The sequence below is a fragment of the Acidovorax sp. Root219 genome (assembly GCF_001428665.1).
In the GTDB taxonomy this organism is placed as follows: domain Bacteria; phylum Pseudomonadota; class Gammaproteobacteria; order Burkholderiales; family Burkholderiaceae_C; genus Acidovorax.
This window is the reverse complement of the sequence record NZ_LMIJ01000011.1, coordinates 127599-153330: the sequence shown is the minus strand read 5'-3', so window position 1 is coordinate 153330 and position 25732 is coordinate 127599. Positions and strand designations below refer to the sequence as shown.

Sequence of the window (25732 nt, the reverse complement as noted above, 5' to 3'; positions counted from 1 at the left end):
GTTACGAGCTTCGGAAGTTTCTCCATCATCAATTCAAAAAGGCGGAGCGGTGTAGAGAATCCCCCAGATACATCGCGACATGCTGTTGGCTTGCAGAGGGAGGCAGCTATGTGCAAAACAGACCGCGCCATCGTCATTGATGCCGCGATAGACAAATGGTGAATTTATGAATGCGATCATTAGCCATCTACCTTCTGCCACCTACCGCACACGTCGCGTAGCCCTCCGAACGAACGGGATTAGACACGGGAAGGTGACCCGATTGATGAGCCCTGCAGACCTCGGCCAGATGCTGAAGCCTTTTGTATTCCTTGACATGTTTGACGTCGACTTTCACGACGCGCAAGTCAAGTTCCCTATTCATCCCCATTCTGGACTCGCAACCATCACAGTAATCACCGAGGGAAACTTACGATTCGACGATGACGCAGACGGGACTGGATATATCGGCTTTGGCGGTTTTGAGTGGATGCGCGCAGGCAATGGGGTGTGGCACGGCCAAGAGCTCTCAGCAGGCACCACCCCGAGAGCAAAAGGCTTTCAGCTATGGATAGCCTTGGCTCCGGAGCTCGAACATGAGTCTGTCGACAGTCAATATGTTGAGGCCGCTTCCGTTCCAACGGTCGGCCCGGCTCATGTGATTCTCGGACGCTATGAGGGGGCCCGGAGCCCGGCACGTGCTCCCCAAGGTGTTACGTACCTACTCGTCAGATTGGCTGCCGGCATGGAGTGGACATTCACTCCTCCGTCGGTTGAATCGCTCGCTTGGATTGCCGTCGCAAACGGCTCCTTGGCCGGTGAGACTCAAGTGAAAACAGGCGAAATGGTCATCTTTGAGGAGTCGAATGAACCAATCAGCTTGCGTGCAAGTTTTGAATCGGACGCGGTGTTTGTGATTGGGTCTGCTAGGCCCCATCCGCATGAACTTTACCTGGGACGATATTCCGTGCACACCTCGTCAGACTCGCTTGCTACGGGTGAGGCCAATATAGCGCGTTTGAGAAAGCTCCTAGTTGATTCAGGTGACCGCCGAGGTCCTGGTGGCTCAATCCCAATCTTCTCAGATTGAGGAAACAGCTTCTGTGGGGAGGCATGTCGCGACCCTCAGCTGCGCATCCGGTCCCATCGCCATTTCATTTAATCGATGAGCAGATTCTGAGTCGCTTTTTTGATCAACCGAGACCGCGAGTGTGGACGATCTGGCTTCCCATGGAGAAGAACCCATTTCGCCGGTCAGTATTGATATCTTAGGAGTTCGATCATGAGTTACGTGTCCTACATTGAGCGACTGTTGCGCTATGCTTGCACGACCGCGTTAATTGTGTTGGCGCTACCTGGCTGCTCGACGCTTCCGGCGGAAGGCCCTCGGACTTACAGCACGGCCATGATTGCTGAAAGCCCCGCTACAGCAATGCTCGAGCAGGTGGCGGAGGCGTCGATGCGAGATGCAGAGCCGGGACAGAGCGGCTTTCGCATGCTGCTAGGCCCCGCGGCTCTCGACTTGCGACTCGAACTCATGCGTAAGGCCGAAAGATCGATAGACATGCAGTACTACCATCTGCACGACGACATAACAGGCCGGCTCGTCATGCGTGAGCTGCGAGATGCCGCAAAGCGCGGCATACGCGTGCGGCTTCTGCTCGACGATCTCTACACCGATGGGCTAGAGCCGGTACTTCACGGACTCGAGTGCGATCGCAACGTTGAGGTGCGACTTTTCAATCCATTTCCCACACGTGGTGGAGTCGGTAAGCGAATTGCAGGTGCACTGTTCGACTTCGCACGGTTAAACCGTCGGATGCACAACAAGATGTTTGTGGTCGACGGGGCCTTGGCAATCGCTGGTGGCCGCAATCTTGGTGACGAGTACTTTCTGCGCAGCTTGAAGTTCAACTTTTTTGATTTCGACGTTCTGATCGCCGGGCCAGTAGTATCTCAAATGGGCAGTCTCTTCGATGAATACTGGAACTCGCCGCAGGTGCGGACACTTCGCTCGGTCCAGCTTCCAGAACAGACGCAGGAAGTGTTGCGCCAGAATCTAGACATACGGCTTAACGCTACAAAGCGACCCGATCTCAGGCTTGTCTCAAGTGTCGATCGCCAAGGTCGATCAGCGCCCGATACACAACTCGCCGCAGGTCGAGTCGAGATGGTGTACGGCCACGCTCAAGCTTTCGCTGACTCACCGGCCAAGGCTTGGGGCGACACTGAAGTCGCGCGACTTCGAACCGGCGCGCTGCTCGACAACAATCGCCTACTTCTGCGATCAGAATTCCAAAAAGCCCATTCTGAAATCGCAATCGCCTCTCCTTATCTGGTTCCGGACACGATTGCACTGGAGGGGGCGCGCGTCAACATCGCCCGGGGAGTAAAGATCAGCCTGCTAACCAATTCGTTGGCTGCATCAGACGAGCAAGTGGTTCATACCGGCTATCGGCGCTACCGAGATAGGATGCTGCGATCCGGCTTGACGATCTTCGAGCTGCATCCCTCATTGGGTCAGAAAATTCTCATGCCTGGCGAGATCTCTGGAACGCCGTTGCGCCTGCACAGTAAAGCGACCATCATCGACCGGGAGCGACTGTTTATCGGGTCGGCAAACTTCGATCCGAGGTCTGAGGCACTCAACACCGAGTTCGGCATTTTTATCAACAGCCCGGCGCTCGCTGTCGAAGCTTTTGACCTACTGCAGCTTCTTCAGCGTGAGGCGTCGTACCAGGTCGCGCTGAAAGGGCACAGCGAAGATGAGTTGCAGTGGATTCACACGAACTCGGAGCAGCAAACCATCGTGGTCGACAGCGAGCCCGGAGCTGACCCTTGGACTCGCTTGCGACTCTTCATCCAGTCGATAGTTATTCCGGAATCACTTCTCTAAGAACCGCTGGGCGCATGGCCGGAGTTATGGTGAACCGGGGCGGTACAGACATCTACGTTTAACTTCACTCGTCGCTCGCAACCGTAGGCTTGGCTGTCGCCTCATGGAAAACATCGCTAAGCCTCTGAGATTTCCATCGAAGTTGCAGCGCAATGCTTCATCACATCGTGCGCCACGTTGAATACGTGCCTATTCACGCGCGAATGGAGTTTCCGGGGTCAGCCTTGTGCAGGCGAAGGTGCGTAGCCCGAATTGGTTGAGAATTCTCAAGCGCCTAAAGGCGCCAGACGTGCTGTACCAATCCTAGATGCACGGCGGGGAGGTGCTCCATCGCCAGTGTTTCGATCTCTGCGGCGATGATTGCTTCGGAACCCCTAAGGCAATAGAAGGATGGCAGCGACTCTGCAGTCTACAAGTTGTGAAAGATATCTTCAGCGAGTCCATTGACCTAGTATTATACATCTGCCCCAGTTGCAAGACGCTGATTTCAACGTCGGGTCACTCTTGCAGCGGCGACACCATGCTACAGAGCTGAGTCCAATGTGACCCTGCAGTGCCAGCTTTTTTCAAACCACGTGGATTTCGTTGCGATGGAAAAAGCGGGGACAAGTGTTGAACCGAATTTATTGTTGCCATGACCCAGATGAGTTCGATGCATTGAGCGTTCTGACGGAAACTGTCTTCTTGCAGTTCATCTCTTTGCAGCGCTTTCAGTCGGTTCACCGCAAACTTCATCAGTGCGTTCCGAAGTGCTATCACGCATAGTTTGCTTGCGCTTAGAACAGGCGTGGCGCCAAAGAAGTAAGCGTCATTTTGGGGTTTGTTAGTTGTTGGATTGGATGACCGAACGCTGCAGTGCGCTAACTCTGGCGTGCTGATGATGCCGGTGGGTTCGAGCAACAACACGCAGATCTTCAATTCCTATCCATCCTTAAGTAATCGGAGAAACCAAGCCATGAACACCACCATCACCATCCCCGTCGCTGTCTTCACGCTGGCATTCAGTGCCCTGTCGGCAAATGCCCAAACCGTTTCGCGTGAGCAAGTAAAAGCTGAAACCAAGGCTGCCAATGCTGCAGGGAGCATTCCACGAGGAGAGAGCACTAACCAGCAGCCTAAACTGAGCACAGGAAAGACCCGGGCGGACCGCAAAGCCGAAACTGCATCAGCGAAGCAAACTGGTGAGATCGCGCGCGGAGGCGAGGCTCATCCACTCGACGGACGGATCAAGCCAACCGCCAACGGTCGCGACCGTTCGGATGTTAAGGCTGAGACGAAGGCCGCTGTAAAAGCCGGACAGATTTCCTCCGGCGAAAAGAACTAGCCTTGAGCCGTGCAACCGATGCACAGCATTGCTACAACTGTTTGCTCTGCGGAGGAGTGCGGCGTCGTGCCAATTGGTGGCAATGCGCAACCGCGCTCCTCACTGGGGCGACTGAGAGTGAGTGGTCGCTCTGGCGCTTATATGGGCGTGTCTGGCTGCTAACACCTCAATTGCCGCGCCGGCTGTCGTGTCGGTTCGCGGCGAGATCGAAGGCTTACTTTTCTCTTTCCGGAACTCCATATGTGAGTTTCGACGCAATGGAACGTGGCACTCGGTTGAGGAAGCGAATACACACTTGATCTATAAGCTGCACTATCTAGAAAAGCGAAAAACTCTGCGCAGTGCAGAGGAATGCATTGAGATGGTGGGGTCAGTAAGTAGTGTATTGCGACAGCCGTACCATGTTCGATGCGAAGGAGTTGTGCAGCCCAGCGCCGACTGATGCTCCGCATCAGTTGATGCAGATAAGGGCAGCCTCGCGCCACTAGTGACTCCGTGGGTGCTCGCCCATGTCAATACGTAAGTTGAGCCGCGTTGTGCCGCCAAGCGAGCGGACTTATTGAAGTTGTGGCTCGGATACAGCCAACCCAGCACATGGCAACTAAATAGCAGTCCCCCTTCCGCTTAAGTCAAACTAACATACCTAGATAAATAAAATGCAACAGATCAGTCATGTGAATGGAGCCCCGGTCGTAGACAACACCAACACGCAGACAGCCGGCCCCCGCGGCCCAGCTCTGTTGCAGGACATTTGGTTGTTAGAGAAGCTGGCTCACTTTGATCGAGAGGTGATACCAGAGCGGCGGATGCATGCTAAGGGCTCTGGTGCCTACGGTCATTTTACAATTACGCACGACATCAGTCGCTTCACGAAGGCGAAACTGTTCGAGAAAATCGGGAAGAAGACTGAGGTCTTTGTTCGGTTTTCAACTGTGGCAGGGGAGCGCGGAGCTGCGGACGCCGAAAGGGACATTCGGGGGTTCGCGGTCAAGTTCTATAGTGAAGAAGGTAACTGGGACTTAGTCGGAAACAACACTCCCGTGTTCTTCCTGCGCGACCCTCTACGGTTTCCTGATCTGAACCACGCAGTCAAGCGCGATCCACGAAGCAATCTGCGAAGTGCACAAAACAATTGGGATTTTTGGACGCTACTTCCGGAGGCGCTTCATCAGATCACCTATGTCATGGGTGATCGCGGACTGCCTGACGGTTATCGGTTCATGCACGGATTTGGCAGTCACACGTTCAGCTTCATAAATGCAGCAAATGAACGCACGTGGGTCAAGTTTCACCTCAAGAGCCTTCAGGGCATCCGGAATCTCAGCGACGAGGAAGCTGAGAATATCGTGGCTAAGGATCGTGAAAGCTCTCAGCGCGACCTCATCGCCGCTATCGAACGCGGTGACTATCCGCGTTGGAAGCTCGCCGTTCAACTGATGACAGAAGAACATGCTAACGAGTGCGATTTCAATCCCTTTGACCTCACCAAAGTCTGGCCACACAAGAGCTACCCTTTGATTGATGTGGGCGTGTTGGAACTGAATCGAAATCCTGAAAACTACTTTGCGGAGGTAGAGCAGTCGGCATTCTCGCCCGCAAACGTAGTGCCCGGCATCGGGTTCTCTCCTGACAAGATGCTGCAAGGACGTTTGTTTAGTTACGGCGACGCGCAGCGTTACCGGCTGGGTGTGAATGCGCACCAAATCCCTGTAAACGCACCCAAGTGCCCTTTCCACAATTACCACCGTGACGGGGCTATGAGAGTGGACGGCAATCAGGGCAGGGCAATAGGCTATCAACCTAATGGAGCCGGCGAGTGGTCCGACCAGCCGCATTTGAAGGAGCCCCCGCTGACAACTCGTGGCGACTCTACTAATTGGGACCATCGAGTCGATGAGGACTACTACTCGCAACCTGGCGCGCTGTTCCGCCTCATGAACATGAGTGAGCAAAGGCGCCTGTTTGAGAATACAGCTCGTTCGCTTACCGGTGCTAGCAAAGATGTTCAGCTGCGCCATGTTGAGAACTGCAGTCTTGCCGATCCGGCTTACGGGCGCGGAGTTCAGCAGGCGCTGGAACGATTGGCCCGGAATCTGCGCTGAGCTTAAGGTAAGCAGACGGCCCAGGACGCCGAGATAGCCATGCTGCGCAGGGAAGTGGCCAACCTCAAGATGGAGCGCGACATCTTGAAAACGCCGAGGCCTACTTTGCTAAGGAGTCGACGTGAAGCTCGGCTTCGTGGCGAAACACAGAGGGGCATGGCCGGTCGATCTAATGTGCGAGGCGCTCGGTGTCTCGCGAGACGGCTTCTTCGCTTGGTTGGCGCGCCCCAGGAGCCGGCGCAACCTTGATGACGAGAAGCTGGGCGCTCAGGTGCCAAGCGCACGCACTCAGACCAGCTGAAACGTAGCTACCGATTGCGAAAGCCGCATGGCTTGTTGCTTGAGGCTTTCAGCGGCAGCAGCGGCCTCCTCTACCAAAGCAGCATTGGCCTGAGTAACCTGATCGATCGCGGATATCGCCTGGTTGACCTGACCAATCCCCCCAGCTTGCTCTTTCGTAGCCGCGGCCAGCTCACTAATCAGTAAGGAGACATTCTGAACACGCTGAGTTATTGAGCCCATGGCTGTGCCGGCCGCTTGCGCCCTTGTACTTCCGGTTTGCACGGCGTCAGACGAAAGATCGATGATGGACTTGATCTCTTTGGCTGCTTGCGCGCTTCGATGGGCCAACGTTCGGACCTCAGTCGCAACCACAGCGAACCCTCTGCCCTGCTCGCCGGCGCGGGCAGCTTCCACAGCTGCATTGAGGGCGAGAATGTTTGTCTGAAAAGCAATGCCGTCGATCACCGAAATGATGTCTGAGATCTTGGTGGAGCTCGTGGCGATATCCGACATGGTGGACATGACGCTTTCCACAACGGTTGCGCCTTCCAGTGCTGCGGCCGAAGCACTTTCGACCAATTGCAGCGCCATGCGCGCGTTCTCAGCGCTGCTCAGAACTGTGCTGCTCAACTGCTCCATCGAGGCTGCTGTCTCCTCCAAGCTCGATGCCTGCTCTTCAGTGCGACCGCTGAGGTCGTTGTTGCCCATCGAGATCTGATGGCTGGCGCTTGCTACGTTATCGACCCCGGAACGCACTGTGCTCACCACATCCGATAGCGAGATACGCATCCTTTGCATCGCGTCCATGACGCTTCCGGGCGGCGCCGCGCGCACATGGGACTGGGCCAGGTTTCCGGCGGCGATCTCGTTGGAGATGCCAGCCAACTCATACGGCTCTGCGCCGAGCTGGCGCGTGAGCATGCGAGTGATGGCAAAGCCCGCTATGGCTGCGATCGCAAGGCCCGCCAAGCATACGCTGGCGAGCACCACCTTGAGGGATGCGAACGAAGACTGCGATTCGCCATAAATGTCCTTGGCAACGCGCACCTGTAGGTCCAGCAAATTTTCAAGAAGTTCGGTGTAGACCGGGGCCGCTTTGCTGATTTGTGCGCCTGCGACCTCATTGGCTCCAGCAACATCTTCCGCCTGCAACTTGCGCAACGCAACGTTGATGCCAAGCTCGATGTACTGCTCATTTGCGCGAGGGTATTGGTCTACCAAGACCTTCTCATCAGGCGTCAGGTAAGTGAGTGCGTATTCTTTCCAGAGTTTGCCCGCTTTCTCACGATTGGCCACAGCTTCGCGCACCCGTTTGGTAATGTTGGCGGGGTCAGGGTTTCGCACCGCGTCGGTTATCAATATCCGGTCGCGCAACGCGAGCCGCTGGATCTCGGCAAGCTGCCCCATCGGTACAACCCGGTCGTCGTACAAAGTCTGGATGAACGCGTTGCTGTTGCCCAAGCCTACCCACGCCAGCGCAGCCACTCCAGCAAGGACAGCGATCAGTATCCCGAACGCAATCGTCAAGATAACTCGGACTTTGAAAGGCCTGCGCATGGGTTTTCCTGAAATTTATTTGGTTGGGGTATTCGTGGTGTCGCTGGCGAGAATGCGAGCAACGGGTTGAGTTACCGCAAACGCGGATGCATCGTGTTTGTGTCATGCTGGTCGACCTTAAATACCGATACAGCCGACACGAGTTCCTGGGCCTGTCCATGAAGACTGCTTGCAGCTGCAGACATTTCTTCGACCAGCGCGGCGTTCTGCTGGGTTGTCTGGTCGAGCTGAGTGACCGCTTCACCTACCTGGCTTAATCCAGCACTTTGCTCGCGGCTGGCGGCACTGATCTCGGCGACGATGTCCGCGACGCGTTGAATCGAGCTGACGACTTCTTTCATGGTCTCACCCGCCCTGTCCACTAGCCCACTACCTTGCTCTACGCGCGAAACACTGGTGTTGATGAGCTCTTTGATTTCCTTGGCCGCGTCAGCGCTGCGTTGGGCCAGTCCCCTGACCTCTGACGCTACGACCGCGAATCCTCGGCCTTGCTCGCCAGCGCGAGCAGCTTCCACGGCGGCGTTCAACGCAAGGATGTTGGTCTGGAACGCGATTGCGTCGATCACACTTAGGATGTCGGCGATCTTTTTGCTGCTGTCGTTGATTCCAGCCATGGTGGTGACAACCTGCGCAACGACGTCGCCGCCCTTCAACGCCACTTCGGATGCCTTGAGCGCCAATTGATTCGCCTGCGCCGCGTTGTCTGCGTTGTGCCGCACCGTCGAGCCCAGTTCCTCCATCGATGCCGCGGTTTGCTCGAGTGCCGACGCTTGCTGTTCCGTACGTGCACTGAGGTCGTTGTTACCTGACGCAATTTGTGAACTGGCTGAAGCGACCGAATCGGCGTTATGCCTCACTCCGCTGACGACCCTGGACAGGTTTTGCTGCATTTCACGCAAGGAAAACATGACGCTGGACTCGTCTGCCTTGCGCAGAGGGATGGTGGTTGCCAGGTCCCCTCGCGCTACCGCCTGGGCGGCACGCTGTAGATCATCTGGCTCGCCTCCCAATCGCAGCACCACAGCTTTGCGCAAATAGGCGGCCAAGCCCAGCAACGACAAGCCAAGAACCATCACAGCGGCGATCATCAGATCACGCCCAGCGCTAGCTTGTCGGTTAATGTCGTCGATGCGGGATGACAGTCGTTTAGCCTGGCGCTCTTTCTCCAGCGCAAGGGGGACGAGCAGACGGTTGCGCGCCGGGATGGTCTTGTCCACCAAAAAGGCGAAGGCCTCGTCTTTTTTTCCTTCCTGGATCAGCTGGACGTTTTGCGTACCCACGGTCCAGAACTCGGTCATCAGTCCTGGGAGAGGAGCAAAGGCCCGGCGACCCTCCTCTTCAACCATCGAGCGACCCAGTTCTTCCAGTCGAGTAGTCAGCAGTGTCTTCTTCGCGCCGATGTCCTCGAGCGTGGTTTGGAGCTCTTGCGGGTTGCGAGCGAGAATGGCATGACGCAGCTGCAGGGACGTTCGCGTAACGTTTAGCTCAAGTTCGGCAATCGTTTGGAGCTGCGGCACATTGACCCCCAAAATCCCCTGCGCCGACTGCTTCGCCCGGGACATCATGATCCATACAGTGCAGGCAACGATGGCTATCAGACCTATTAACACGGCATTCAGCATCGCGAGTCGGCGGGAGAGCGTCCAAGCATTCTTGTTTTCTGATTGCACTGTTGTCTCCAGTCTTTGTTGATCTCGCATGATGCAATGCACCGCAGCCGTGGCAGTTCAGATTGCCAGATTGCTAAAGTGGCTGCAAGCAGGGTTGTACCGAGCCGTCGCGTTGAACGTGCCAATTGGGCGCTAGTGAACAATTGGGAGCGTGGCAATGAGCCGCTGTAGACGCCTTGCCTATACGGCGCCCGCAGGGCGATTTTCGCAAGCCTCGCTTTACGAACCGCTAATGTGGCATTGCAAATTCATGTGTAAGGGCAGTACTAAAAAGCGTGCCATACAGATAACAATTATTATCACAATAGCTGCATCTCGACCGAAAACTCCCCAAAGTCAAAAGTATGGCAAAGGCCGCCATCCCGCCCCAAAGCAACCAGTTCCCAAGTGCCGCTGAGCTCGCAGCGCTTCGGGGTTGGTATGCGGGCATGACTTCTCGAGCGTGCGTGATGCAGTACCTCCAGATCGAGGACGCAACGCGCCAGTCGTCCCGGCGGGTGCTGGGTGACATCCGCAGGCAACTGTCCCGATACGCCCTGGCCCGGCATCGGCAGGACCTCGCCGCCCTGCTGGAGCACGACGCGTCTGAACGGGACGCCCGGGCTCGGTCTGTTCTGGACGCCATCGAGACCATCCGCCGGCTTCCTGAACCGATGCCATTCATCACTGACGAGTTGGGGCGCTGGCTGCCGGCCCGGGCCGTGACGGCAATGAATGCGTACGGGCTCAAGACCCTCGCAGACCTCACGGTGCGCGTTCCGCGCCGGCGCCAATGGTGGAAGGCTGTGCCTGGCTTGGGCGCCATGAGCGCCAGGCAGGTCGAAGCGTTTTTTGCTTCCCACCCAGAGCTGACAGAAAAGGCGCGTTCGCTTCTGGCGGCTGCGCCGCGCCATGAGGTTGTGCCATGGGAGCAGATCCGCTTGCCTGCCGAGCTGGACGGGTCTCGCGGGAGATTCAGAGCGCCAGCTGACACGTCGACCCTGGATGCGCGCAACGACTACGAGGCCGTCCATGCGTGGCTCTCGCTGCATGAGTCGACTGCGACGCAGCGCGCCTATCGGAAAGAGGCCGAGCGTCTGTTGCTTTGGGCCGTCCTTGAGCGCGAAAAGGCCCTCAGCTCTTTGTCCTCCGAAGATGCCGTCGCCTACCGAGCGTTCCTGCGGCGGCCGACGCCCCGGGCGCGCTGGGTGGGCCCGGCGCGACCACGATCTTCAGCGGACTGGCGCCCGTTCGCTGGTGGCCTGTCTGCGCGTTCTGTCGCTCACTCCGTCGCGGTCATCAATGCGCTGTTTCGGTGGCTGATGCAGCAGCGGTACAGCCTGGCAAATCCATTTGCCGGAATCAAGGTACGGGGAGCCTCCCGCTCGGAGAGCACGGCGGCTCAGCGCTACTTCTCCCCAGGTGAATGGTCATTGCTACAGACCATCGCCGAAGGTTTGGAATGGCGCGAGGGGTGGTCGCCTGCCGCTGCCCAGAGACTTCGGTTCGTCCTGAACTTCACGTTTGCCACGGGTTTGCGTGTGAGCGAATTGGTGGGCGCCAGGCTGGCACAGATCGAGATCGACGGGCACGGCGATCGCTGGCTTCACGTACTGGGAAAAGGAGCCAAGAAGGCCAAGGTGGCCATGCCCTCTTTGGCTCGCAGCAGTCTGGACCAGTACCTCATGCACCGCAGGCTGCCAACGACGCCATCAAGGTGGCGTCCTGAGACGCCACTGGTAGGACAGATCGGCGGCGATGAAGGTGGCGGCATAACTGCCGCGAGGCTGTGGACCATTCTCCGGCGCTTCTTCAATCTTTGTGCCGATGTGCTCGAAGCTGAGAACCCGAGCATGGCCGAGAAACTGCGCAGGGCCAGCACCCATTGGGTGCGCCACAGCCACGCGACCCATGCCCTGGCCAACGGAGTCGACCTGATAGCGGTGAGGGACAACTTGCGCCATGCATCGGTGCAGACCACTTCGGTGTACTTGCATGTCGATCAGGTCACGCGTGCCAAACAGATAGAGACCGCGTTCCAGTTTCCGTCCTCTGCACCACTAGACGCCTGATGTTGCCCCTGAGACGCGGAGTTTTTAGCCCTTGCTGAAATCACCGGAAAGGAGCTGACACCTGAGTGAAAAGCAGTTGCATGCGCAGTACACGCGGGAGTTTAAGCAGGAGGCCCTTCGGAAGGTTCGAGCGGGTCAGGCGATTGCAGTTGTGGCCAAGGTCCTGGGCATTTCCAAGGCCAGTCTGGGTAGCTGGGCCAGGCAATGCAAGGGGCGAGCTTGCCAGTGTGCAAGACGATTGCAAGGTGCAAGGTTTGTGCCGAGTAGAAGGTAGTCTCGACTACGTGCCGAAGAAGACCGATCCCATTGAGCTGTCAGTGTCAATCACCAGTTTAGGCGATGCCCAACCCAGCAAATCTAAAGTGCGCATTTGCCTCCCTACCAGCTGCTGTAACGTTTCTTCTAAGAAGCGGTTTTTCTGTTTGCCTGCCGAACTGACGGGGTCCATAATCGAAACAAAATGTACAGAGGAGAGGGAATGAAAATTCGCAAGATTTGGGCGTTTGCCTGCGCTGCCGTGCTCGCCGCATCGACTACTTTTGCCAGTGCTCAAGAGGTTTTCACATCGACGGTCCTACCTGAGGCGACCGGGGGATATGCAATCATTTTGGGCACAGGCGCCTACACACAGGCGAAGGTGTGCACCGCCGGCAAGCCATGCGGAAACACCTGCATCAGCAAGACCTACACCTGCCATGTTGGGACGACGCCTGTGACGCCAGTACTGCCCGTCACACCGGTCCAGCCCGTGACACCTCCTGTGGTTGTCACTCCCCCCGTTACTCCTCCTGTTGCTGCAATCCCAGAGAAGGCCGTCAAGCCCAAGCCTGCGACTTGCGATTCTGCGCAGGTCCTGCGGGTCGTCGATGGTGACACCCTCGTCGTGGCTGGCTCCAAGGGCACCGAGAAGATCCGCATCGGCCAGATCGATGCACCGGAAAAGAGCCAAGCATACGGACCGCAAGCGACCGCTTGCCTCGTCGACCTGGTCGCCAACAAGCAGGTATCCGTCTGCCGCGATGGTAGTGACCGCTATGGGCGCACTATTGCCAATCTGCTGGTGGGCAACACAGACGTGGCATCGCAACTCGTCGCCAAAGGCTGCGCATGGGCCTACGACAAGTACCTGGAGGCGCAAAGCACGCTGCCCGCTCAGCAGGACCAAGCGAGGGCTAGTAGCCTTGGATTGTGGGCATCGAACAGCACGGCACCATGGGTCTACCGAGGAGGTTCGGCACCAGTACCTGTTCTCGCTAGCGGCAAGACGGCCGTGACAGTGACGACCACGACGTCCGCTCGTACACCTGATCGCGTGCTCGATTGGGCAGAGTTGAAGTTTGATGACCTGCTGCGCAACGGCAGCTCCAGCATTCCGCTAGGAACCAATGGCGCCTACCGTTGCTACGAGAGCGGGCTGTGTGTGGGCACCATGGATGGTTCGGTGCTGCTCTACGACGGGCGGGATGTCAAAGCTATGGGCAACGAAGCTGACCTTTTGAAAGCTGCGGAGGCTGAAGGCTTCTGACTTGGCTCGGAATGCTAGGCACATGCAGTTTTCATAGCGCATTGCGAAGCAAGTCATGTCGAGCCGACGAACAACGCAGATACGCCAGCTCCAACTTCTCTGAGGTTGGCGCTTTCTGGCTAGCCTTTGTTGACTCTCCCTATGTACCGGTCCCTGCGGGGCAGGTACTTGCCGGGCCTTCCTACCAGCGCAATCGTTCTGCAAGGGAAGCCGCTCAGAGCACCTTGTTCTGTTTCGCCGCATACGAGTTCACCACGTTTTCAACGTCTGAGTTCAGAGCTCATCCGCACACGGAAAAATCGACCAAGGAACAAAAAGACATGCTGATTGAAAGTGTTAGGTTGAGCAGCCACGAAGTCGAATTGATGGGTCTCGGCCCACCGTCGCTGCCACTAGAGAAGCCGCTGCAGCTAGGGCGCTTGGGGAAGTGCGTAGTCCTTGCTGGTAGAAATGGGGCTGGGAAAACGCGCCTGTTGACACTGATCAATGATGTCGCACAGAAGTATGTTTCCGCAGATCCCTATCTTCAAATCGAAGCCGAAATATCGCGAGACCTTCAGGCACAAAAGAAGCTTGAAGAACGGATAGCAATCATTGAAAAGAAGGACCTGCAAGATGGCACGCCCGCGAACTTGCCCTTGCTGGAATCTCTTCGCCAAGAACTCACAGGTTTGAAGTCGCATATCACGCAGAGTCGCAATTCGCTGCTGGCTACTGACGCCCTTGTCACAAGTGGCGGAGGAGAGCCCAAAATCGCCTTCTTTGTCCCCAAGTCGACCAGGCTTGAGGATCCAACGGATAGCATAGAGTCTTTGGCAATACAGCGGGCTAGAGAGTTTTCATGGCGTTTGGCTGCCGAGGGAGCCGAAGCCTCTGCCCCTGCATATGCGAGATCGGTCATGCGAGCAGCCGTGCAGGAAAGAGGGGCTCACCCCCCCACGCCGGGAACCCAAAAGCATGACGCGGAAGTCAGACTCCTTAACCTGCTCAAGGACTTACTTGGAAACGACGTTGGCTTCGAACTGTCTGAAAACCTCAATCTCAGGCTCAAGGGACTGACTGATAGCTACGATTCGCTCCTATCAGACGGGCAGAAGGTGCTCTTTCAGCTTGCGTGCATGCTCCACGCACGAGAGATTGCATTGAGCAGCTGCATTCTGCTGCTGGACGAGCCAGAGAATCATCTCCACCCGGCAGTCTTGAACCAAGTCGTCGACCGATTGCTCGACCTTTTGGAAGATGGCCAAATCTGGATCGCAACGCATTCAGTGCCGCTAATCGCACATCTTGTGGCGACGGATCCTGATTGCCTTTGGTACGCAGAGGACGGAAAGTTTAGCCGTGCGGGCCGCGCACCAGCGAAGGTATTGAATAGTCTGCTTGGCGGGCATTTGGGCGCTAGTCGCGTCAATGACCTCACGCTGATGGCATCTCGATACGCGTCTTTTCTGCTCTTACGCCAGTGCTTGCTGCCGCCAAACGTCATCGGCTATGGCGGCAGGGATCCACAGCTCAATCAAATTCAAGATGTGCTTGGGCGCTTGCGAATCCAAGGTCGGCCACTTACCCTACTAGACTTTGGTTCTGGCAAAGGAAGGTTGCTTGACGCGATTGCGGAAGGCGCGGGCGGCAAACATCTATCCGGGCTGGTCGACTATGTAGCCTATGAGCAGTGGAATGCTGACGCCGAGCACTGCCAAAAGCGATGTGTAGACCTATACGGGGCAGAGAGTGTCCCTCGCGCTTTTGATTCACTCGATACAGTTCGCCAGGCTCGAGGTGAGAAGTTTGCAGACATTGCCATCGTCTGCAATGTGCTGCATGAGGTCGACCCTGATGACTGGCTGAAGGAATTTGGAGAGGGCTCGGCTCTGGCCGAGCTTGTCAAAGATGAGGGGTTCGTGCTGTTTGTTGAAGACTACGCAATCCCGGTTGGCGAGCGAGCTCACAAATATGGCTTTCTTCTTCTTGATGAGCCAGAGCTGAAGCTACTGTTCGACATCTCAAACGAAGACATTGCGAAGAACAGATTTACCCGCAACGACCATGCGGAAGAAAAATACGGCGGGCGACTGATTGCTCACGCTGTCTCAGCCGATTGTTTGAAGCGACTCTCTGAAAAGTCCAGACAGAGCGCGATTCGTTCGTTGCACGAGAGGTCGTTGGATCGACTACAGCGCCTGCTTCAAGATCAGCACAACAATGAAGAGGCTGCCGAACTTGGCCGCGAAAGTGCTCTAGTAACGCAACTAGTTGCCAACTCAGCACTCTGGCTGCGGCGCAATTCATGAGCCATCAACCTAGGCGGCAAGCCCACGGACATTGGGCGCCGCGCCAATATCATCCGGGCATAGGGAGACCATCATGAAATTCGATTTGCGTGAAGGGGCACGCGACGCCATCAACCTCGCAATCGTCAAGGCTCGCCAGCTCGCTCAAGAGCATCCGGTCGAGCTAGGCGTCATCGAGATGGGCATGGGAGCGGCCCTCCTAGCTGTGGGAGTAAACACGGGACTGATCCTCGTTGGCACCGACGTCGTGGCTTCCGCTTTGCCCTCATTTGGGGCAGCCGGCGGCGCGGCGTTGGGGGTCATAGCAGCCAAGTACATTGGCTCGATTGGAGTGGCAGCCATGGGGACCGCCATTGCAGTCCCGGCGTCAATCTTGACCGTTGGCGCTGCGACGGTATTCGCTTCATTTGGTGTCAACGCTGGCAACTTGCTTGAGTCGCTACTCACCCCTTCCTGGACCAGCTACGTGCAACCTGGAGCGATGGCCCTGGTCGGCATTGCCCTATTCATAGATGGCGCGCGCCGTGTGATCGGCGATGAGAACCTTTCCCAGATGAAGGCGGCGGTCACCGACGCATGCATAGAACTTGGCAACGCGACCGTGGAAGTGATCGCAACCACACTGGAGCAACTGCGCGCAGTCGCCCCTCGGGACCTGAGCGACCCCAAGTCGGGCACCTTGATAACAGCAGCCTCTGTGGCTATTGGAGCAGGCGCAGGCAGCTCGATCGCCGCCAGCACTGTCACAGTCTTGGGTTCCAAGGCGCTCGGTGCAGCGGCATTGTCCATGGGACTGGTGTCGGCGCCAGTCTGGCCGGTTATCGCAGGAGGGGCTGCAGCAGGCGCTGTGGGTTACGCCCTTTGGAAGTCGTCTACCAAGTTTAGAAAATCAAAGTAGGCACCAGTTGCTTCCCCTGACTTCTTCTCCAGCAAACAGGACGCTGGTGAAGCCACGCACAACGACGAAACTCAAGAGTTCAACCATGGGTCAATCACCTATCTCTATCTCGTTCAATCCTTCGTTTCTCAGTGGCACTGCATCCTCTCATCGAGGCGGATCTCGACTTCTCAAAGTCAGTGTGCTGACTCTGGCCATAGCGGGGCTACAAGGCTGCGGCCCCAACATAGATGACGCAAGGCTCAAGAAAAGCCAGGATGAGAATGTCGAGCTCAAAAAGCAAATAGCGCTGTTGACTCAAGAGCGAGACTCAATCTCCAAAGAGCGCAATGACTTGAAGGATCAGGTCAAAAAGCTATCCCAGACTCCTGGCAATCTGATGGGTGAACTCACTGCCTTGGTCAATCAAGGGAAGATCGATGAGGCACAGAAAGCACTTGGCGTTCTTCAGTTCGAATTTCCCAAATCACCAGAGAGTGCCCAAGCCTATCGACTGGTGACCGAGCTTCGAGCGAAGATCGAAAAGCAGCAAGAGCAAGCGCGCCAGCTTGAGGCATTGGGCTTCAAGGCGTTGAAGCCCAGCTCTTTGACGGACACCAACGCCGTCAAAGTGACGATGTCTGCTCCGACCCTTGCAAAGCAGTTCGTTTTCGACAGGTACGACGGCTACTACCACTTCCGAACAGCTGACCGCGACACCAAATTCGTTGTGGCGAATCTCAGCGCAACGGCCAAGAAAGGCGTCACCGACCCCGAGCTTCCAGGCTATGCGATCTATCGCCCAGATGGGAAGACTCTTCGAAAGATAGCTGATTTCAGCGTCGAATTTTCTCGATGGGGGGACTACGGGTCGTACTTGGGAAACCACCACGACACAGGGAACGACTTCGCGAAGACTTCCACGATCACGTTCGCCATCGGGGCGCAAGTCACGGATGAGTACCTGGGCACCAAGCCACTCTACATAGTCAGCACTGCCGGTGGATGCATGAAGCGCAGGTACGACCGGTTCAGCAACCCTCCCGTGAGCTATTCGGGGTACTGCTCCGAGCTAGCGGACGTACTGAGCCAAGATGACCTTGCCAAACTCACCTTGGTTCGACGGATCGACTGAGCAGACCCTGTTGGGCCTTCTCACCACTGCATCTGCATCATCGTACCTGTCAGTACTCGGGAGACGAGAGTGCGAGGCGCGTTTGACCACTGCATCGTCAGACGAACGCCCTCGCCGTCGAGAAGGAAGGGGGCAATGTCGCGTGCCTTGCCGGGATCAACAACTAAGTATTTCTTACTGAGACCTTGAACGAAAGACACTCTGGGCAGCGCGTCCGACTCTATGGCGCCAAATCTCCGTAGGACCCGTGTCGAAGGATGACTCCTTAACGGATACTGAACATCCGGCATGGTTCGGGCGAGCGAAGCCCTGGCCGACAACTAGCATTTCTGGAGGGATTCTTGAATAATCTGCATGTGCTCCGCGTGATCGGTGCTGCTTTGATTCTGCTTGCCAACACCGCATGGAGCGACACCACCTACAAATGGGTGTTCGTAGTGCTTGATGGCCATAGCAAGGCCGAGGTGCCTGGTGTAGCGATCAACTTTTCACTGACGGACCCCAGAACCAAGCAGCAGCAGTTGCTGAACTGCGAGACAAATGATCGCGGCCGGTGTGAGATCACGGGAACGGTCAGCGGCGGCGGGCTCTTCACCAGGGGCGCAGTGAGTGGCACCTTCTCCATCTTGAAGGAGGGCTACCAGAAGGAGTTCAAGAGCTCAGGCAAGTTGACTGGCTCCAACACAGAGGTGCTCACGGTGCTTCTCGCTAAAAAGTCAGCCACTGACTTCAGCGTAGTGGGAACAGACGGTAAGCCAGTTGAAGACGCGCGCGTATTCTTTCTGCTCGGGGGCGCTCCGGCTACGAACTCTGCATGCACCACAAATTCAGCTGGCACATGCACAATCGAGTTCCCGGCCTTTGCCGCGGCGGATGGAAGTGTGATGAAGTCCGGCTACTACTCAGAGCCGGTGAAATCCACCGGTGGCCAAGTGACGCTCACCCGGAATCTGGACGCAGCGTTGCATGCAGCAGCCGCGCAAGCAAAGATCACATGCTCGGCCAAAGACGAATGCGACCGCGCGTACGCCCTCGCCCAGGTCTACTTGGCTCGCACTGCGACCTCCAAGACCCAGTTCTCCAATGACACCATCACCGAGACGTTCAATCCTTCCGGGGCTGGCAGCATCGGTGGGCGAATCACTCGCATGCCAATCTTTGGTGGGAAGTGGGAGGTGAGCCTGGAGTCCTATTGCGGGAGCGGTAGTGGACCTTCAGATGTGCAAACCTCCAGAAGCTGTGATGCCCAGCTGTTGAACGTGTACTTGGGATACGCCGACTTTGTTCAGAGCAAGGTGCGGTAGGTAAATCGCCTCAAAACGAATCACTTTCGCTTAGTCCGACACGCGGAATCGGTCGTCACGTTGGACCGCCCGGCGTATCCATACTGCAATCTCCCGGAACGGAGCTGCAGACGGTGACGGGTATGGATGCTTTAGCGGATGAGTTGACAAAGCTTGAGGTTGCCTTTGTGCTCAAGCAGAGCCGCCACTCCCACCCTTGCCTCGTGTATCAGCGATCTCGAGAGATAGAGGCTGCATACAAATTGATGAAGCGGTTCTGCTGCGGATGAACTCTTGTGGCGCGGAGTGTCATGTTCATCAAAGGCTATCCAATACCGAAAGATAGTAGGAGGGGTAGTCTTCCAAAATAGAGGTTACCTGAGACCTACTTTGGAGCAAAGCGCGCTTTGCAGCGTCTACCCCCAAAATTCCTTTGGGAATCGTGGCACATAGCTTCTTCGCGATGATTCGCTCCGAGAATCCTGCCTCGTAGACAGATATCTCCTCCCACCTCCCTAGCCCGTATTTCAGCATCTTTAAGAGACGATTGAAGAGGCCAAGCGTCTGGGCTTGAGACTCTGAACTTACCGTGATCGCTTCAAACGCAGAGGCGATAGACGCGAGCACTAAACTGGTGCGATAGCCGATCTGGTCTTGGCAAAGGTCTACGACCTGGTCAAACGTGAGTTCGCGAGTTCCCTGCCCCCACCTGATTTGCGTGCCAGAGCCAACCAAGGTGTCCATGATGACCTTGAATGGCTTTCCTTCAATCCACTCGTTTGCAAGTGTGCGAGTAGAAGTTGCAGGCTCGAGCCTGCGAAGCTTCTTCCCAGCTTCCGATTGAACGATAAATTCCCAAACTACATCCATCAGATCCTGAGATGTCTCCGCAAGTTGGAGCTCGAACAGCTTATCCTGCACAAAAAGGTCGATAGCGATAGCGTCTACGAGTCCAAGAATGCCTCTGCCATATCGAGCTTTGGTCTCCGGAGAGAGGTTCTTGCGGGCGATTCGGCCCCAGATTTTCAAGAACGCGTAGTGAAGGTCCTCCTGCTGTTTTGGCGTCGACAAGTGAAAAGCGAATGTGCTGATAGCAAGGCGTGAGACGCCGATGAGTGCTTCGCTGGCTTCCATGGCAGCGAGCTGAGCCATAAGGAAGCACTCCACCGCCTTTATGCACCCTAGCCTCTCGCCTAGTTGCCGCCTAAGATCCTCAGCGCTGAACCGATGGTCCTCGATGTCGAGGAGAAGCTCGTCAATGCGAGTAAAGAGATGCTCAGGCTGGTCGACGAGTCCGTCAAGAACTTCAACGACGCTTAGGTCGGTAAGCTCCTGAGTACCAAACCTGTCCTTCAACGGCCGAACCAGGTTGAGCAACGCGCTGGATGTCGGTGCTGCCTTCCTTGGGTCCAGCAGGGCCTTTGCTGATCTCCATGCGCCAGGCTTTGTGGCTCTTTCGTCGTATAGCCTAGGGTTTGTGAAGATCACGGTCCCCTCGCCATACATGCCGGCGCGTCCGGCGCGCCCAATGAGATTCTGAAAATCTCTGGTTTGGATAGGTCGCTCGCCTGTCTGTAACTGCGTCACCAGAAGGTACTTGATGGGGAGATTGACACCCTGAGAGAGCGTTGACGTACAAACGACGAAGCCGATGAGCGACTCACGCATGGCATGTTCGATGGCCAATCGAATTCCCTCGGGAGTATCGCCAGTGTGCGCATACAAACCAAGCCGCGCTGCCTTCGTTAAGAAGGACGCATCTCCGAAGTTCTCTTCATACAGCCTTGTCAGCGCGTTGACTTCGCGTTCATCAGCCCACGACCTGGGGGTAGGAAGTGAGCTAGCTCTCGGAAAGATTATCTCCACGGCGTCTCGGACGATCTTTGATGCGGAGTCCGGTGCACGAACGTAGATCGCCACGCCACCTTGACGCACAAGGTTGAGGCCAAGGTACAGCGCGATGGATCCGCTGTCGGCAGTCGGGAAATGCGTCGGGGTCTCATCACCCGAGAGGCGATGGTGTTGAACTAGGTTTGGAACAAAGAACTCTTGTTCGCCTCGAATGGCCGACTCGAATCTCAGTTGTCCGGCTGCCTGCTCTTGAAAGGTGGTGAAGGCGATATGGCGGGCCGTCTGGCTATTGCTATCGGACACAACCTTGGACTGGTCTGCGAGCAACCAACCCGCAAGCTGTGCCGCGTTGTTTACCACGGCTGAGATCAGTACTGTTTGAGAGCTTGAAGGCAACAACGCCTTGATTGACGTTAGCAGCAGTTCATAGGTCACTCCCCGTGTCGGAGAGTCGAATTGGTGTCCTTCGTCGTATACCACAAGACCGACGTTCTCCATAAAAGACTCTTCATGGCGGAGGACGTACAGCAACTTCTCTGGGGTGACTACGATGACATGGGGGGCGGTAACAATGCCCAGGCGCATGAAATCATCAAAGTCGACGAGGTAGTCCTGCTGAATTGCGTCGCTCAGCTGATTGACCTGATAGCCGTCACTTTCAAACTTGAGTTTGAGGTCGCGTGCGATCTCATAACAGAGCGCCCTGTACGGTGCGACTACGACTGCGATTGAAGTTCTCTCGGACACAAATGCAGCACGTATGACCATCTCCGTGGCGCGGGTCTTGCCCGTGCTGGTTGGCATCTGAACGACAGCAGACGCTCCTCGAAAAACTCCTACCTCGCCAAGCATTCTTTGAGCAGGCCAAAAGTCTCGAATGGCGTTCTCTCGTGCTAGATAGGCACGCCAAACATCGGCGCCTCGGTCGGTGTACGTTGGCAAACACGTTCTTGCTGAGTGCCGGATTCGCTGCACGGCCACAGCACTGAGAAGATCGCCAAGTAGAAGCTCTCGCGGAGATCCTGAGTCGTAGGTCCACCTTCGCAGTGACTGAATGAGGGGGCGCAGTGTCGCAGTACTCGTCAGGCCGGCATAGTGAGAGTGAAGCGCGGAGAGTACGGCAGAGGCCAGGGGCGGGGCCTTCTCATCGACAATATGCCTTTGCCACGGCTTACCTAGTGCCTTAAGAAGGCAGTTTTCCAAAGGATGATCCTGCGAATCATCAAATTTGATCTGCTTGCACAATGCGGCAGCGCGTCCGGGAGAGTTCGCAATAAAGAGCGTGCTTGCTGCAATTAGCCGAACCAATGGTGCCGCAGTGGAGGCCATTTTGGCATCCGCTACCGCAAGCAGAACTTGCACAGCGAACTGAACCTCATCAAGAGGGGTGGCAGTCTTTCCTGTATCGAGATGGGAGTTCACAATCTCGGCAGCGAAGTCCCCGACGGTACCAATCGCAAGTGGAAACTGTCGATCAAGATCGAGGCCTTCGGAAATTCGCAGATGGAGTTCTTCAGGAACTCCAAACTCATACATTTTTCCCTTTGCTAGGGTAACAGCTGCTGCATGCCGAGATCGCTTGCTAGGCTTCATTTGCTGCCCGATCGTATAGCTCATGAACGAACTTCATCATGTCCTGACCATGTACAACGATAAGCTTGAAGCGTGATCCTGGACGATGTTTCGAAGTCGAGACCTGCGCAACTTCAGTATCCTTGTAGAAAGTCGTGCAGAAGAGAGCGGATGCGCCAATGTCTTGAATGTACGGATTTTTGTGAGGGTGCTGGAACCGGGCAACAGACTTGGTTTCTTTGCCCTTGCCTTGTTCAATGAACCGCTGCTTCATAGCATTCAATGACTCAGCGACACGAAATTGGCCTAGTACATCATCCTTCTGGGCGTCGTCCACCGCGTCCTGAAGGCGGTTGCCTTTTGTTGACTTGCTCAGGTGAGCCTTCGTTTCGACCGTTATGAGTGCATCGTATGCGGAGGGCTTACTGGGGCCGCCACTGTGGAATTTAATCCCCACGACGTCAGTCCCTTTCGCGGATTCGTTCTTGACCTTCTTGTCCCTGTAGCGAGTCCTCGGAACCCAATAGCCCAGCAGGCTTTCTACGACATCGGACAGGAGAATTTCTGCGAAGTCTCCAGCGCGCGTCTGGGGACCGAAATTGGAATTTGCATCTGGAAATTTTTGCGCAATCAGATACTCCGCTCGAGTTTTCTGAGGTGTCCCGCTCATCAGTTCATCAATGTGATCATCGAGACAGTAGTGCTCCCGGAAGTGCTTGGCCCAGGCCTTGAGCATGAGCTTGTTGTTTGTGTCGATCTGAAGTTCGTAAACCTCGACCTGGTCCCCGCTCGCTGTTTGCAATGCGGGCTGCAGCTTGAGCCAGGCAACATGCTTGATTTTTCTCTTTGGAGGCATAAGTCCCTCGGTTTTTTGCAGACTCAGAGGGGATCTCCCTTGGTGGGGACCGTAGCCTCCGTCTGCTGCGATGCAATGCCGTACCAGTCCTTGCTGTAGACCTACTTCCAATGTACCGATCTGCAGGCGCGAGCTTGCTTGGGCTGCTCTACACATTCATCCCTCTATTTCCACTTCAGCCAGTTGGCGAAGATGCGTGTCCTGTCCGAGACCAACCCAGAGCCCATCAGTGATTCCCAACACGACGAACACAAGCGGTCCCGAATACTTCTTCAGCAGCACATGCCACTCCCGTATGTCCACCGATGAAGGGGTTGGCAGCGCTTGAGGGTGGGTATGCCACTCGCCGAGATAGTCAACGAGTCCTCCTGATTGATGCCACATCTCCAGTGCCCGCTTCTGGTGGTAAGCGGGATCTCGATGGAAGGCTACGGGGGTCCGGCGATCTCTGGGCCCCGGCTCAGTGAAGGCAGTGCAGGGATCGCAACAGCGTGCTTCGCGTCGTTCAACGTAGCGTCTCTGTCAATCAGGCGGATAATTGCTTCGCGAAGTGGTGCGGGAGAGTAGCGTGGTTTGCGAGCGTGTTTGAGAAGATCGCACCCCTTGCCCCACATCGATGTAGGGGGAGTACGCGGCGGAAAAATTGAAGGACCTAGCTCTTCGAAGACGGCAACAAGTCCTTTCATTGGGACTTCGAATGCGACTGCGAGGGCGACGATCCCGCCGATAGGTGTACCGCACGTCAGGTCGAAACGTTGGCCAATGGGAGCTTGAATGTGCTCTTCCATGACTGCCAAAGCGCGAGCGGTGAAGAGACCGCGGTATCCCCCGCCTGTAAGGCAAAGGGCTTGAAAGGGGCGGTCTAATGTCCAGCTCATCTGTCTTGCTATCTCCAAATTCTGCATGCCAGGGGTAGGCCCATTACAGGATAGCAAGAGGCGGCGATTTTGTTAATAAAAGTTTCGCCAGTTTCCAGAAGTGGATGAGCCTCGCCGAATTTGACGCGAAACTTCACCCCAGTCCGACACGCTCAATGCGTCGGACAGACAGAGGAATGACACCTAAGGTGGGGTTCGTCGAGGAAGAGAACCCCATGGTGCGCCAGCGAGATCTCGCCAGGCCGGGGTGGCGAGCCACCGCCCACCAGTGCGACGGCGCTGGCGGTGTGGTGCGGCTGGCCCGTGGGGCGCAAACCCCAGCGCTCCGGGCTGAAGCGCCCGGCCAGGCTGGAGATGGCGGCGCTCTCCAGGGCCTCCTGCACCGTCATTGCCGGCAGCAGGCCGGCAAAGCGCAGCGCCAGCATCGACTTGCCCGAGCCGGGCGGTCCGGCCATCAGTGCACTGTGGCCTCCTGCCGCTGCAATCTCCAGCGCGCGCTTGGCCACGGCCTGGCCCTTCACGTCGGCCATGTCGGGGCCCTGCAGCTCCGCGACCATGGGCGTGGGCTGCAGGCGGGTGAAGCCGTCGTCGTCCGCATCGGGCGGCGGGCTGCCCGGCGGCAAAAAGGCGCGCACCACGTCCAGCAGGTGGCGGGCACGCACCACCTGGGCATCGGGCACCAGGGCGGCTTCCTCGGCGCTGCCGGGCGGCAGCACCAGTTGCACGGCGATCTGCTGCGACTGCAGCGCCAGGCTGGTGGCCAGCGCGCCGCGCACCGGGCGCAGTTCGCCCGATAGAGACAGCTCGCCGGCGAACTCGTACCCGGCCAGGCGGCTGCCATCGATCTGCCCACTGGCGGCCAGGATACCCAGGGCAATGGGCAGGTCAAAGCGCCCCGAATCCTTGGGCAAGTCTGCTGGCGCCAGGTTCACGGTGATGCGCTTGTTGTGCGGAAACTCCAGCCCGGCGTTCTGCAGCGCCGAGCGCACGCGCTCGCGTGCTTCCTTCACCTCCACCTCGGCCAGGCCCACCAGGGTGAAGCTGGGCAGACCATTGGCCAGGTGCACTTCAACGGTGACGGCCGGTGCCTGTAGCCCCAGAAGGGCGCGGCTTTGCACCAAAGCAAGACTCATGGACGACTTTCTCCCCAGATGGGTGCGTTTTATGGTGGACTGGCGTGAACTGCTTCACGGTTGCACCATGGTGGTGCGGTCGCAAAGTCCCCTCAACCCTCACTTTAATAGGGAATCCCCATCTATCTCGCCCGCAGGTGCCACGGCTCGTTGGCGGCGCATGGCACGGTCCATGCTTAAAGCGCTTGTCCCTACTTTGTCCAACCGGAGGAAACATGACCCGCGCATCCATCAAGTTCCTGGGCGCTGCCCTTGTTGCAACCCTGCCCCTGCTGGCCAGTGCCCAGCTCACCGGCAACGTCAGCCTGACCACCAACTACAAGTTCCGTGGCCAGGACCAGGATGCCTCCAAGGTCAAGGCCGTCAAGCCCGCGATCCAGGGCGGCTTCGACTACGCCTTCGGCGAGTCCGGCTTCTACGTCGGCAACTGGAACTCCAGCGTCGACTGGCTCTCGGGCAACTCCATCGAA

At 56.8% G+C, this 25732-nt stretch carries 18 protein-coding genes and 4 pseudogenes; 14 read left to right on the top strand and 8 right to left on the bottom strand.

The genetic code is table 11. The annotated features are described in order from the left end of the window. Positions 1 to 265: 265 nt before the first annotated feature. Together ASE28_RS31335 and ASE28_RS11495 are read left to right on the top strand one after the other, a co-directional pair. Entirely contained in the window at positions 266 to 1069 is an 804-nt protein-coding gene (locus tag ASE28_RS31335) for a pirin family protein (protein WP_233193701.1), read from the top strand. Positions 1070 to 1261: 192 nt separating this feature from the next. After that, positions 1262 to 2875 (top strand): phospholipase D family protein, encoded by a 1614-nt coding sequence (locus ASE28_RS11495; RefSeq protein ID WP_082608035.1) that lies wholly within the window; start codon positions 1262 to 1264, stop codon positions 2873 to 2875. Between the two features lie 498 nt (positions 2876 to 3373). Here the strand turns inward: ASE28_RS11495 and ASE28_RS32485 are convergent, their stop codons facing one another. Beyond that, positions 3374 to 3781: a hypothetical protein gene (locus ASE28_RS32485; protein ID WP_162262248.1), complete on the bottom strand. Its 408-nt coding sequence runs from the start codon at positions 3779 to 3781 to the stop codon at positions 3374 to 3376. Between the two features lie 49 nt (positions 3782 to 3830). Between ASE28_RS32485 and ASE28_RS31330 the strand changes: the two genes are divergently transcribed. From ASE28_RS31330 to ASE28_RS32965, 4 genes and pseudogenes are all read left to right on the top strand, one after another. Beyond that, positions 3831 to 4199 (top strand): DUF4148 domain-containing protein, encoded by a 369-nt coding sequence (locus tag ASE28_RS31330; protein ID WP_162262247.1) that lies wholly within the window; start codon positions 3831 to 3833, stop codon positions 4197 to 4199. 121 nt (positions 4200 to 4320) lie between these two features. Then, positions 4321 to 4641, top strand: a complete 321-nt coding sequence (locus ASE28_RS33565) for a DUF5329 family protein (RefSeq protein WP_162262246.1) — start codon at positions 4321 to 4323, stop codon at positions 4639 to 4641. 214 nt (positions 4642 to 4855) lie between these two features. Further along, positions 4856 to 6301: a catalase gene (locus ASE28_RS31325; protein WP_082608033.1), complete on the top strand. Its 1446-nt coding sequence runs from the start codon at positions 4856 to 4858 to the stop codon at positions 6299 to 6301. 6 nt (positions 6302 to 6307) lie between these two features. Next, positions 6308 to 6563 (top strand): annotated as a pseudogene (locus tag ASE28_RS32965) (IS3 family transposase); the annotation flags it as partial. 26 nt (positions 6564 to 6589) lie between these two features. Here the strand turns inward: ASE28_RS32965 and ASE28_RS33440 are convergent. Together ASE28_RS33440 and ASE28_RS33435 are read right to left on the bottom strand one after the other, a co-directional pair. Continuing rightward, positions 6590 to 8140 (bottom strand): methyl-accepting chemotaxis protein, encoded by a 1551-nt coding sequence (locus tag ASE28_RS33440; protein ID WP_057266676.1) that lies wholly within the window; start codon positions 8138 to 8140, stop codon positions 6590 to 6592. A 71-nt stretch (positions 8141 to 8211) separates the two neighbouring features. After that, the gene (locus tag ASE28_RS33435; RefSeq protein WP_304439360.1) at positions 8212 to 9810 is read right to left on the bottom strand and encodes a methyl-accepting chemotaxis protein; all 1599 of its coding nucleotides are present in this window, start codon (positions 9808 to 9810) and stop codon (positions 8212 to 8214) included. Positions 9811 to 10154: 344 nt separating this feature from the next. Between ASE28_RS33435 and ASE28_RS11475 the strand changes: the two genes are divergently transcribed. The 7 genes and pseudogenes from ASE28_RS11475 (at position 10155) to ASE28_RS11445 (ending at position 18993) form a co-directional block, all read left to right on the top strand. Beyond that, complete coding sequence (locus ASE28_RS11475) at positions 10155 to 11861, top strand: site-specific integrase (protein ID WP_057266674.1); 1707 nt, start codon at positions 10155 to 10157, stop codon at positions 11859 to 11861. A 61-nt stretch (positions 11862 to 11922) separates the two neighbouring features. Beyond that, positions 11923 to 12063 (top strand): annotated as a pseudogene (locus tag ASE28_RS31315) (transposase); the annotation flags it as partial. A 276-nt stretch (positions 12064 to 12339) separates the two neighbouring features. Beyond that, a complete protein-coding gene (locus ASE28_RS11470) occupies positions 12340 to 13386 on the top strand; it encodes a thermonuclease family protein (RefSeq protein ID WP_057266673.1) in 1047 nt (348 codons plus the stop codon). 320 nt (positions 13387 to 13706) lie between these two features. Further along, positions 13707 to 15677, top strand: coding sequence for an AAA family ATPase (locus ASE28_RS31310; protein ID WP_235516097.1), 1971 nt, complete (start codon positions 13707 to 13709; stop codon positions 15675 to 15677). A 73-nt stretch (positions 15678 to 15750) separates the two neighbouring features. Continuing rightward, entirely contained in the window at positions 15751 to 16575 is an 825-nt protein-coding gene (locus tag ASE28_RS11455; RefSeq protein WP_157421940.1) for a hypothetical protein, read from the top strand. Positions 16576 to 16660: 85 nt separating this feature from the next. Then, positions 16661 to 17689 carry a hypothetical protein gene (locus ASE28_RS11450; protein ID WP_157421939.1) on the top strand — a complete coding sequence of 343 codons (1029 nt, stop codon included), beginning with the start codon at positions 16661 to 16663 and terminating at the stop codon, positions 17687 to 17689. Between the two features lie 341 nt (positions 17690 to 18030). After that, positions 18031 to 18993, top strand: a complete 963-nt coding sequence (locus ASE28_RS11445) for a hypothetical protein (RefSeq protein ID WP_157421938.1) — start codon at positions 18031 to 18033, stop codon at positions 18991 to 18993. 297 nt (positions 18994 to 19290) lie between these two features. Here ASE28_RS11445 and ASE28_RS11440 read toward each other — a convergent pair whose 3' ends face one another. The 5 genes and pseudogenes from ASE28_RS11440 to ASE28_RS11425 form a co-directional block, all read right to left on the bottom strand. Continuing rightward, positions 19291 to 22440, bottom strand: a complete 3150-nt coding sequence (locus ASE28_RS11440; RefSeq protein ID WP_082608030.1) for a DEAD/DEAH box helicase — start codon at positions 22438 to 22440, stop codon at positions 19291 to 19293. Then, on the bottom strand, positions 22406 to 23251 hold the full coding sequence (locus ASE28_RS11430; protein ID WP_057266665.1) for a Hachiman antiphage defense system protein HamA: 846 nt from the start codon (positions 23249 to 23251) through the stop codon (positions 22406 to 22408). The genes ASE28_RS11440 and ASE28_RS11430 overlap by 35 nt, the downstream gene beginning before the upstream one ends. A gap of 156 nt (positions 23252 to 23407) precedes the next feature. Next, positions 23408 to 23683 (bottom strand): annotated as a pseudogene (locus tag ASE28_RS33560) (Mov34/MPN/PAD-1 family protein); the annotation flags it as partial. Then, positions 23680 to 24129: a patatin-like phospholipase family protein gene (locus tag ASE28_RS31300; protein WP_157421974.1), complete on the bottom strand. Its 450-nt coding sequence runs from the start codon at positions 24127 to 24129 to the stop codon at positions 23680 to 23682. The gene ASE28_RS31300 and the pseudogene ASE28_RS33560, both read right to left, overlap by 4 nt. A gap of 194 nt (positions 24130 to 24323) precedes the next feature. After that, positions 24324 to 25262, bottom strand: a pseudogene (locus ASE28_RS11425) (YifB family Mg chelatase-like AAA ATPase); the annotation flags it as partial. Between the two features lie 215 nt (positions 25263 to 25477). Here ASE28_RS11425 and ASE28_RS32940 point away from each other — a divergent pair. Then, a partial coding sequence (locus ASE28_RS32940; protein ID WP_235514496.1) for a TorF family putative porin occupies positions 25478 to 25732 on the top strand: 255 nt, incomplete at its 3' end.